The following is a 10,543-nucleotide window of genomic DNA, read 5'->3' on the forward strand; positions in this document are numbered from 1 at the left end:
ACTGCAGCATAAAAAAATTCCGAGCAACCAGTTTAGGTTACTCGGAAATAAAAGTCTAACTTTTTGGGGTCACTACAAAATACTTGAGGGAGTTTTTTATTGCTTATTTTATGTTTCTTATGCAATTCGTGTAATTATCATGTATAGTAGATATATATCGGTAATAACATATGAAATTTAAATTGGAGGCTGTATGTCTTTATTTGAGTTAGAGAAGAGCATGTCTTTTGATGAATATATAGCGTCCTTTGATACAGAGCGTGTAGAGAAGGTGCGCGGTTTTGTAGATTGGCTTGCTCAGTATCAAGGTAGTCTTGTTCATAATCCTTGGGGCGAGGTAAATCCCTATTTAGAAATCGTTGCAGAGGGTTTTGATGCGGCCCAAGTGCGTCGAGATAATTTAGTAGCCTATTTATTGCCACGCTTAGGTCGAGCTAAGGTCTTTGTAGTGGCTGAGGCTGTAGGGTATCAAGGGGGACGCTTCACAGGTATTGCTATTACTTGTGAGAGAATGCTATTAGATAAGCACAAAACCATTCGTGCGAAGGATGTGACGCCTATTCGATTAGAACGCACTAGTTCTCCTAATAGCGCTCTGTTGAAAGGAACACAGCAGAAGGACGGCTTTAACGAACCTACTGACACTGTGGTATGGAGTGCTATTGTTGAAAAAGGCATCGATCCCTATGACACGTTGCTGTGGAATATATTCCCGTTCCATCCACATAAGGATGGAAATCCATTGACTAACCGTACACCTACAGATAAAGAACAACAATTAGGCTGGGAGTATACAAAACGCTTGTTAGATTTACATCTAGAGCTAGGCGGTGTAGAACCTCTTATACTGGCCGTAGGTCAGAAATCTGCTGATACAATGGGCAAATTTGGTCTAGCTGCTATTGGACTGCGCCACCCAGCAAATGGTGGAGCCAATCTATATCGACAAGGGTTTGCAGAGGCTGTAGATACGTATTTAAGATAATATAGTTTGATAAGTTCTTACGTATTCAAGAGCTTGAGCTTTTAAGAGAACATTTTGGAGAGAGCTTTTAAGAGCATGTTTAGAGAGTTTTGGAGAGAAGTTTATGAAACGGTATTGTGATGCTTGCCGTCATTATTGTGATGAGGCGGCTATGTTTTGTCCTACTTGTGGACAGTATACGGTGGCAACAGAGGTGGAGCGCATTGCACCAGAAGGTGATGTGATTTATCCGTTGTCTCATTATCAGCTAAGCTATAAGGATACATTCCTCTATGTGATGGGCACGAAGTTCATGGATACAGATGGGCGCGCCTCTCGTAGGGAGTTTTTCCAATTTCTGTTGTTATGGCATATTGCTATTATTGGCTTGTTAGTGGTATTTTATGGTTTGACAGCCATATTGCATACGGGACCGTATCTAATCGGATTGGCAGGTCTTATCGTTGCCATACTTAGTTTAGTTTCCTTGATGCCTTTGATTGCGCTATCTGTACGACGTCTCCATGATACGGGTAAAAGTAGTGCTACATTGTTGCTGTTTCTTATTCCCTTTGTAGGGCCACTGATCTTATTAGGTTTGTTATGTGTAAAAGGACAGCCACAGGATAATCAATATGGCAGCGCATTGCAACATATCATCATAGATAAGCGCTTGGCATCTATTATGAAAGTATCTCCTACGAGTAATGCTTTAACTACACGTGTTCTAGTGGGATTACTTGTTATAGTAATCTGTGTGTTTGGCGCATCTTTACGTGCGATGGGCCCAGCTAATGAGGTATTCCCTGACGGATGGCTTACAAACGCTATCGTTGGTGAAGGCGGTACGGAAGCGGCGCGATCTGCTGTACAAAATTATTTTGATGCCGTAAATAACAAGGATTATGATAAGGCTTTCACCTATATCATCAGCCAAGCTAGTACAAACCCGACAGAAAAACAAAAATGGCTAGCATCTATGAAACAAGCGCCAAAGGTAGATGTAGTGTCCTTAGGTGCTACACGGGTGAGTCGCACAGGAGACTTGAAACGCATTGTTTTTGAGGCGAACCTACAAACGACAACAACTGGCGCCGGTCTTGTGGAAGCCACACCGATGAAGCGCTATATTTCTGTTATTGAAGAAAATGGTGCTTGGCGGATTGAAGGTTTTTACAAAACTATGCCAAATGATGATTAAAACTATGTTTTAGCGTTAACAAGGGGGTTCCCCTCTTTTGTTAACGCTATTTTTATGTTACAATAGACATAACGTATGAAAGCGAGGCTTTCATCAAAATCGATCGGATTATATTGCAAAACTCATTAGATTGGAACGAAGAGAACGTACCCGTCGCGGCTGACATGTCTAATGATGGCAATATACTCATTTGCTATGGCAAATGGTCACAACAACACTAGGAACGGCAAAAATTGATAGCGCATTTTTGCGCCCATTTGACGAGACGCTAGTATTTTAGCGCCTTTTTCTTTGTGTGGCCTCCATAGCATAGATCAATTCAAGTGATAGGTGAGAAAAGAAACTATGTTAAATAAAATAATGAACAAAATTTTAGGAGGAACTGTGAATACAACAGATAATCAGGTTACTGCACAAGTGAAAGCAGAACCAACAGTAGCAAAACCTGCTACTCGTACAGCTGCGGCTGAAGGCGAACATAAACAGACTCGCCGCCGCACTAATACACGCCGCCCTGCTGGCGAGGGTCGTACTCGTCAACATGCAGCTGGTGAAGGTGAAGGCACAACACGCCAACGCCGTACAAATACTCGTACAAATGCAAATGGTGGTCGTACTAATACGCCACGCCGTACAAATACACGTCGCAATGCTGAGCAAGGTGAAGGTCAAGAACGTACAGAACGTAAACCTCGTCAAACTCGTGCACCACGTGGTGAACGTAGTGAAAATACGCGTAATACGCGCTCTAACAATGGTCGCAATAGTCAAAACCGTAACAACAACCGTCCAAATAATCGCTCCACAAACCGCAACAATCAAGAGGCTCCTGTGGAATTAGTAGGTCGTACACCAAATGGCGCTAATAAGGGTAAATTCCAAATCATCCCTCTTGGCGGTCTTGGTGAAATCGGTAAAAACATGACCATCTTCCAATATGAGGACGAAATCATCGTTCTCGACTCTGGTCTTGCGTTCCCTAGCGAAGATATGCTTGGCGTAGATATCGTTATTCCTGATATGAGCTATATCATCGAGAATAAGGATCGCGTGAAAGCTGTCGTAATTACCCATGGTCACGAGGACCATATTGGTTCCTTGGCATACCTTATGAAAGAAATCAATTGCCCAGTATATGCAACAAATCTCGTTTGTGGTTTGATTGAAGGCAAGTTTAAAGAACATAAGGTATCTCCAAAATGTCTTCGTACTATTGCTGCAGGCGATGAAGTTCAAATTGGTCAAGTGAAGGTTGGTTTTATCCAAACAAACCACTCCATTCCTGACTCCTGCGCTGTGTACTTTGATACACCAATCGGGACTGTACTTCATACAGGTGACTTTAAAATCGACCAAACACCAGTTGATGGCCGTTTGATGGATATGCACAAATTTGCTGAGCTTGGCAATAAAGGTGTATTGGCCTTGATGTCCGACTCTACAAACGTTGAAAAACCAGGTACTACAGGTTCTGAAAGTTCCGTAGGTCCTGCTATTAAACAAGCTGTTGGAGAAGCAAAAGGCCGCGTTGTGTTAGCTACATTTGCATCTAACGTATCTCGTATCCAACAAGCTATTGATGCGGCAGTTATGTTCAACCGTAAGGTTGTCGTTATGGGCCGCAGTATGGTAAATGTTACAGAAATCGCTCAAGAACGCGGTTACTTGAACATTCCACCAAATACAATTATCGACGTAGATGTAATGCACAACTACACAGATGACCAAATTATGATCTTAACAACTGGTTCTCAAGGTGAACCGATGGCAGGCTTGTCCCGTATGGCTACAAGCAACCACCGCACTGTAGAGTTGGCGCCGAATGATACAGTTATCATCTCTGCTACACCAATTCCAGGTAACGAAGGTGCTGTAGGTAGAACTATCGATAACTTGCTCCGATTAGGTTGTCACGTTGTATATGGTAAAGATCGTGGTATCCACGTATCTGGTCATGCGAGCCAAGAAGAGCTTAAAACGATGCTTAACCTTGTTCGTCCAGAATACTTCATTCCAGTTCATGGTGAGTATCGCATGTTGCGTCGCCATGGTGAACTTGGTGTTGCTATGGGCGTAGATCCTAAGAAAGTCCTTATCGGCGACAATGGTCAAATCTTTGAGTTTGATAAAGATGGTGGCCGTAAAGGTGGTCGTGTACAAGCTGGTGCTATCTTCGTTGATGGCCTTGGCGTTGGCGATGTAGGTAACATCGTTATCCGTGACCGTCAACAATTGGCTCAAGAAGGTATGGTTATCGTTGTAATGGCGATGGACAAAGCTTCTGGTACAATCGTAGCTGGTCCAGACCTCGTATCTCGTGGCTTCGTATACGTACGCGATGCAGAAGAACTTATGATTGCTGCAGAACACCGCGTAGACCAAGTTCTTGAAGAATGCGAAATGCAACGCATCAAAGATTGGACTACTATTAAGCAAAACGTACGCGACGCGTTGGGTAAATTCTTCTATGATAAAACTCGCCGTCGTCCTATGATCTTGCCGATTATTCAAGACGTATAATCAAATACAATATATGAAAGTACCGCACCTTATGGTGTGGTACTTTTAACATGTTAAAAGGAACCTTTCAAATCTACTATAAATAGCGGTGCTATCGCATTTGTCTACTATATAGGGTATTTGAAGTTACCTTTTTAAACTGTTATAATTAAAAGATACCAATTAATCTATCTTCTTTTATTTAGAATGGAGATTTATGAAACAAATAAATACAAGAGCGATGGTAGAAACAGCATTTGTATCGGCCATCGTTGTTATGTTAACCATAGTAGGTTCTACGGTTCCTATCCTCAGTTTGTTAGCAACCTTGGTTGCGCCAGCTGGGATTGCAATCATTGGTATCCGTTGGGGCAGCCGATATAGTTGTGCTGCATCAGTGGTAGCATTCGTTCTTGTTTCCCTTTTAGTAGGTCCATTAATGGCAATGGCGACCATCTTGGCATATTCCTTGCCGAGTATTTTCCTCGGTGAAGCTTTCAGAGCCAATTGGTCCTTTGGTAAGCTCATCGTTATACCAGCTATTGCACTTACGTTAACGAGCCTCATCGGGATTCTCGTGTCTGCAGGACTTACATCCTTTGATTTATCTCAGATTAATCATATGATTGATGTAGACCTTAAGAATGCTATTATTGAGTCTGTGAAACAGCAACCTATGACACAAGAGCAAATGAATGAGTATATTAACCGCTTAGATTTTGCTTTTGATCAAGCAAAGCGTATGCTGTTAGCATACTGGTTTGCTGCCAATGTAATCGTAACCTATATTTCAGCAAAGCTTGTATGCTATATTGGTCGTCGCACTAATAGTGTTATGCGTACATTGCCAACAATGGATACATGGCGCATGCCGATTTGGGGTGCTGGTGTATTAGCAGTAGGTATTATCCTTGCTTATGGCGGACAGTATTTAGGCTATGCTAATGGCATTCTTTCAGACGTAGGCCTCAATATTGCCTTATTTGGTGGCATGATATGTGGTCTAAATGGCATTACATGTTTGCTATCCATTATGAAGTCTTATAACTTGGCAGGCCTCTTTAAGTTTGCTATTATAGGCTTCTTGTATGTGATGAGTCCTATGGCACTTGTTATATATGGTATTTTAGATATGTTTTTAGATATGCGAGTACGTTTCCAAAAACGTAGCTTGTAACAGAAAGGAGGCCGTTATGAAATCCTTTCAACGAAAATGGGAAGGTTTAGAAGTTACCATTATTACCGTTATCGTATTGTTGTTATTATTGCTGGCCTATTTGAACTGGGCTGTCGCAGTTTTAGCATTAATTATCGTAGTAGCGGCATATTTGGTAAACTACAATACCCTTCATAACCGGCGTCGTTTAGCAAGAGAACAGTTTGGGGCGATGATGAAAAACGTCACACAAGCTTCTAACTTTGCTTTACAAAATTTACCGATGGGCATTGTCCTTGTTAATAAACAAGGCACCTTGGTATGGAATAATAGCGTCTTTGCAGACTGGGTTACAGTAGACTGGAATAAATTCCAAAAAATGTCTGCTCTATTGCCTGGATTCCGTATTGATAAAATCTGGGGCAAATCCGGATATATGACGGAGAAATATGATGAAAGATATTTCCAAATTATCTATAAATTCATCGACCCTCGCGATACGCGACCAGATATTCATAGTGAAGATGAATTGGCCGAACATGCAGTAATGGCTCTGTACTTTAAGGACATTACGGCTCTCGAAAAGGCCCGCATTAAAGCTGAAGAGGATCAGCCTGTATGGGGCATGATTCAAATCGATAATCTCGAAGAATTGACTAAAGGTCTTAGTGACCGTGAGTATACTAGTGTTTGGGCAGATATTAACAATATTATTATGGATGAAATTGACCGCTATGAAGGCTTTATCCGTAACTTCCAAGACGATATGTATACCTTTGCTATTTCTCGTGGCGCCCTTCATGAGATGGAGGAAAATGGCTTTAAAGTGCTTGAACGCATTCGTAAATTGCCTTCTCCTCGTCAAGTGCCAGCTACGATTTCTGTGGGGATTAGCGAGAATGTAGGCTCTGTAAAAGAGGTGTCTAGTCGTGCTCGTGCTGCCTTAGATATCGCATTAGGTCGCGGTGGTGACCAAGTGTGTATTATGGATGGTGAAAGTACCCGCTTCTTCGGTGGCAATACAGCTGGCGTCGAAAAGAATACGCGCGTTCGTGCTCGTGTGGTATCACAAGCTTTACATGAGCTTATGCTTGATTCCGATAAAATTCTTGTAATGGGTCATAAACGTGAAGACTACGATGCATTAGGTGGTATTATCGGTGTTGTAGCCATTGCACGTACCTTGGGTAAAGAATTGCGCATCGTGCTTTCAAAAGAAACGAGCGCCATCGATAAAATGGTGACTGTTCTTAAAGAAGATGAGTTCTGGACGGAACATATTATCACCCCTGATGCAGCAAAAGCGTGGGTAGATGCGAATACGCTCACTATCGTATGTGATACGCATCGTCAAGAAATGGTAGCCGCTCAAGAGGCTCTTGAAATTTCTGAACGACGCATCGTTATCGACCATCACCGTCGTGCAGCGGACTTCGTAGAAAATCCATTGCTTACGTACTTGGAACCAACGGCGTCATCTACATCTGAGCTCGTAACAGAGCTTGTACAATACGCAGGTGGTGGCGTAAAACTTTCAAAAGCTGAAGCTACAGGTATTTATGCGGGTATCGTACTTGATACGAAGAACTTTGTTCAACAAACTGGTGCCCGTACCTTTGAAGCGGCAGCATTCTTACGCCGTGCAGGGGCGGATATTGAAAAGGTTAAACAATTATTTATTGAAACCTTCGATTCTATCCAATTGCGTGCTAAAATGGTATTTGAAGCCAGTCGAACTGAAGGGATTGCTATTTCTGTAGCACCTGAAGGTTTGAAGGATATGATGGCATTAGCTGCACAAAGTGCGGATATGCTCATCAGTAATGAAGATATTGAAGCAGCCTTTGTACTTTACTCCTTGAATGACGGCGGTATCGGCGTTAGCGCTCGATCCAAAGGCAAGGTAAATGTACAGGTTGTAATGGAAGCCTTGGGTGGCGGCGGTCACAGAACTGTGGCTGGTGCCCAATTACAAGGTATGACAATAGAGGAAGCGAAGAAGGCTATCTTAGAGCATGCTCTTGAAGCCCTTCATTCCGCGGAGAAAGAGGAGGAAGAACAATGAAAGTAGTATTGTTAGAAGACGTTAAAAAGGTTGGTAAAAAAGGCGAAATCGTTGAAGTTAGCGATGCATATGGCCGTAATGTATTGATCAAAAAAGGTCTTGGCCTTGAAGGTACAGCAACTAACGTAAATAATGCGAAACAAAAACAAGAATCCATCGCTCACCACAAAGTTGTAGCGAATGACGAAGCTAAAATCTTGGCAGCTCAATTGGCTAAGGTTGAAGTAACTGTAAAAGTTCGCATGGGCGAAGAAGGTCGCGTATTTGGTTCTGTTACTGCAAAAGACATTTCCGATGCAGCTAAAGCGCAATACAAAGTAGATATCGATAAAAAGAAAATCGAAATCAAAGAACCATTGAAAACATTAGGCGTGCATGACGTACTCGTTCGTGTTCATCCTGAGATTACAAGTACTATCAAGGTTAACGTAGTAGCTGAATAATAGTGTTCACCATGCTCTTTGAGTATGGTGAATTCTTTTATCCATAGTGGTTTTGTAAAGGGGATTATCATGGATGTACGCATTCCACCGCATAATCTAGATGCGGAAAAGGCCGTTTTGGGGGCTTTGTTAACGAATGGATCCAACTCGGGTGCTGTTGTTGATACAGTGACGAGTATTCTAAAATCTGAAGACTTTTACCGCGATGCGCATCGTATTATTTATGATGCCATCTTAGAAATCGTGCATGCTAACAAGACGGCGGACTTCATCACCGTAGGTGAAGAATTAGACCGCCGTAAGCGACTCGATGCGGTAGGTGGTCTTGCTTATATTACATCTCTCGCCAATGAATCTGTATCCTACAATGTAGAGGAACATGCGAAAATCATCAGCGAGAAAGCTCAGTTGCGCCGTCTTATCGATGCAGGGAATAAAATCGTAGGTATGACGTATGCTGGTGAAGATGAGCCAACGGCTATTCTTAACAAGGCAGAGCAAATGGTACTAGACGTAAGTGGTCAAACACAGTCTGAATCATCCTTTGCGCCTATTGGTGAGGTAGTATTATCTAACTTAGATAAGCTAAATGCATTGCAACAGCATGATGGTGCTATTACAGGCGTGCCAACGGGCTTTAAGGACGTAGACCATGTATTTAATGGTTTACAAAAATCTGACCTCATCCTCGTAGCAGCTCGTCCTGCGATGGGGAAAACGGCTTTCACCTTGAACATCGCTCAAAACGTAACGATGTTGTACGATAAGACGGTAGCATTCTTCTCCCTAGAAATGGGCAAGGAACAGCTCGTTGGTCGTATCCTCTCCTCCGTGGCAGGTGTAAGCTCTGAAAAGTTGCGCCGTGCGAATATGGACCCAGCTGATTGGGAAAAGGTTATCGCTGCGGCGGATCGCATGAGTAAATCCAAGCTCTTTATCGATGATACGCCGGGCCTTACCGTACAAGATATGCGTTCTAAACTGCGCCGCCTCAAGGTAGAGCATGGTCTCGATCTTGTTATCGTCGACTATATCCAGTTGATGCAGGGCCGCAACGGTGGCAAGGGCAGCGAGAACCGTCAACAAGAGGTATCTGAAATCTCTCGTAACCTTAAATTGATCGCTCGTGAGTTTAACGTTCCGCTCATCGCTTTGTCTCAGTTGTCTCGTAGTGTTGAAAGTAGACCAGATAAACGGCCTGTACTTTCTGACCTTCGTGAATCTGGTTCCCTTGAACAAGATGCGGATATTGTTATCTTCTTGTACCGCGATAAATATTACGATGAAAACTCCGAAAAAGGGGACAACGCAGAGGTCCTCATTCGTAAACACCGTAATGGTTCCGTCGGTACTGTGGAACTCCAATTCATTGGGGAATTAACACAATTTAGAGACGTGGAATTCCGAGACATGGGGCCGGAACAATAATGAAAACTATCGGGCCGTGTCTATATTGATGGGGCCCGACTTTATTTCGACAACTTAGTTACAAAAAAGCACCACCTATCTCGTGGCTCCAAACGACGCGTAAGTCGCCCCTCGATAGGTGGTGCTCTTTTTGTATTACGTTAGCAAAATAAGTCCCATCAATATATAATAGAGCTAGATAGTTTTCAGTGTATTGCTGGGAAAGGAGCGTGTGATGGGTAGCGGCTTTGAGTTTTTTGTATTTTACTTCTGTTGTGTGGCTCTTTGGTTAATACTTAGTGGGTTGTATTTAATTATCAAACGATTTGTATTACGTCGCAATGGAACTCCAGTAACGATTGTGTCTATACTTCCACGAGTTATAAAGGAAATACCATTTGTAGCTCGTGGTATGGATAAATATATTTATGGTTATGATATTAAGTATATCTTGAATGGTGAGACTCATACTGCTGAAAGTTTAGAGTTTTATATTCCTTTTGCACCAACCAGTGGACCTATGGTTCAATTTAGTCCGACAGGTGTACTTGCAAAAAATGGAGAAGTAAGTATAGATAATGTGACGATAACTATTGAGTATGGTGCTGTTTCAATTGTATTAGGGGGATTAGTGTTATTAAGTTTGTTTTGATAGAAACAAATTAGCTATCTTTAATAGTCTGTTAAACATATGGCATCTAACATTAGATTATATATCTAGTGTTAGATGCTTTTTATTATTGTCTTTAGACTGGTTCGCGACGTAGTCGCGAATCATAAAACCACCCGCTATGCGGGTGCGGCAACG

General features: G+C 42.4%; 8 protein-coding genes. All 8 read left to right on the forward strand.

Annotated features, from left to right (window positions below):
- Nucleotides 1–193 precede the first annotated feature (193 nt).
- The 8 genes from LKD20_RS09235 to LKD20_RS09270 all read left to right on the forward strand — a co-directional run bounded on the left by LKD20_RS09235 (nucleotide 194) and on the right by LKD20_RS09270 (nucleotide 10,387).
- Nucleotides 194–985 (forward strand): uracil-DNA glycosylase, encoded by a 792-nt coding sequence (locus LKD20_RS09235; RefSeq protein ID WP_227721581.1) that lies wholly within the window; start codon nucleotides 194–196, stop codon nucleotides 983–985.
- A 103-nt stretch (nucleotides 986–1,088) separates the two neighbouring features.
- Nucleotides 1,089–2,165, forward strand: coding sequence for a DUF805 domain-containing protein (locus LKD20_RS09240; protein ID WP_227721582.1), 1,077 nt, complete (start codon nucleotides 1,089–1,091; stop codon nucleotides 2,163–2,165).
- Nucleotides 2,166–2,549: 384 nt separating this feature from the next.
- On the forward strand, nucleotides 2,550–4,685 hold the full coding sequence (locus LKD20_RS09245) for a ribonuclease J (protein ID WP_227721583.1): 2,136 nt from the start codon (nucleotides 2,550–2,552) through the stop codon (nucleotides 4,683–4,685).
- 196 nt (nucleotides 4,686–4,881) lie between these two features.
- Entirely contained in the window at nucleotides 4,882–5,841 is a 960-nt protein-coding gene (locus LKD20_RS09250) for a DUF2232 domain-containing protein (RefSeq protein WP_227721584.1), read from the forward strand.
- 16 nt (nucleotides 5,842–5,857) lie between these two features.
- Complete coding sequence (locus LKD20_RS09255; protein WP_105089869.1) at nucleotides 5,858–7,885, forward strand: DHH family phosphoesterase; 2,028 nt, start codon at nucleotides 5,858–5,860, stop codon at nucleotides 7,883–7,885.
- Nucleotides 7,882–8,328, forward strand: coding sequence for a 50S ribosomal protein L9 (gene rplI / locus LKD20_RS09260; protein WP_105089868.1), 447 nt, complete (start codon nucleotides 7,882–7,884; stop codon nucleotides 8,326–8,328). The genes LKD20_RS09255 and rplI overlap by 4 nt, the downstream gene beginning before the upstream one ends.
- Nucleotides 8,329–8,397: 69 nt before the next feature.
- Nucleotides 8,398–9,756 carry a replicative DNA helicase gene (dnaB, locus tag LKD20_RS09265; RefSeq protein ID WP_105089867.1) on the forward strand — a complete coding sequence of 453 codons (1,359 nt, stop codon included), beginning with the start codon at nucleotides 8,398–8,400 and terminating at the stop codon, nucleotides 9,754–9,756.
- Nucleotides 9,757–9,970: 214 nt separating this feature from the next.
- The gene (locus tag LKD20_RS09270; RefSeq protein WP_227721585.1) at nucleotides 9,971–10,387 is read left to right on the forward strand and encodes a hypothetical protein; all 417 of its coding nucleotides are present in this window, start codon (nucleotides 9,971–9,973) and stop codon (nucleotides 10,385–10,387) included.
- Nucleotides 10,388–10,543: the final 156 nt, after the last annotated feature.

It is taken from the genome of Veillonella fallax (assembly GCF_020687175.1).
In the GTDB taxonomy this organism is placed as follows: domain Bacteria; phylum Bacillota; class Negativicutes; order Veillonellales; family Veillonellaceae; genus Veillonella; species Veillonella fallax.

Bases quoted from the DNA above. Each gene is read 5' to 3' on its own strand.
- LKD20_RS09235 (WP_227721581.1), top strand. From the start codon at position 194: ATGTCTTTATTTGAGTTAGAGAAGAGCATGTCTTTTGATGAATATATA.
- LKD20_RS09240 (WP_227721582.1), top strand. From the start codon at position 1,089: ATGAAACGGTATTGTGATGCTTGCCGTCATTATTGTGATGAGGCGGCT.
- LKD20_RS09250 (WP_227721584.1), top strand. From the start codon at position 4,882: ATGAAACAAATAAATACAAGAGCGATGGTAGAAACAGCATTTGTATCG.
- LKD20_RS09255 (WP_105089869.1), top strand. From the start codon at position 5,858: ATGAAATCCTTTCAACGAAAATGGGAAGGTTTAGAAGTTACCATTATT.
- rplI (WP_105089868.1), top strand. From the start codon at position 7,882: ATGAAAGTAGTATTGTTAGAAGACGTTAAAAAGGTTGGTAAAAAAGGC.
- dnaB (WP_105089867.1), top strand. From the start codon at position 8,398: ATGGATGTACGCATTCCACCGCATAATCTAGATGCGGAAAAGGCCGTT.
- LKD20_RS09270 (WP_227721585.1), top strand. From the start codon at position 9,971: ATGGGTAGCGGCTTTGAGTTTTTTGTATTTTACTTCTGTTGTGTGGCT.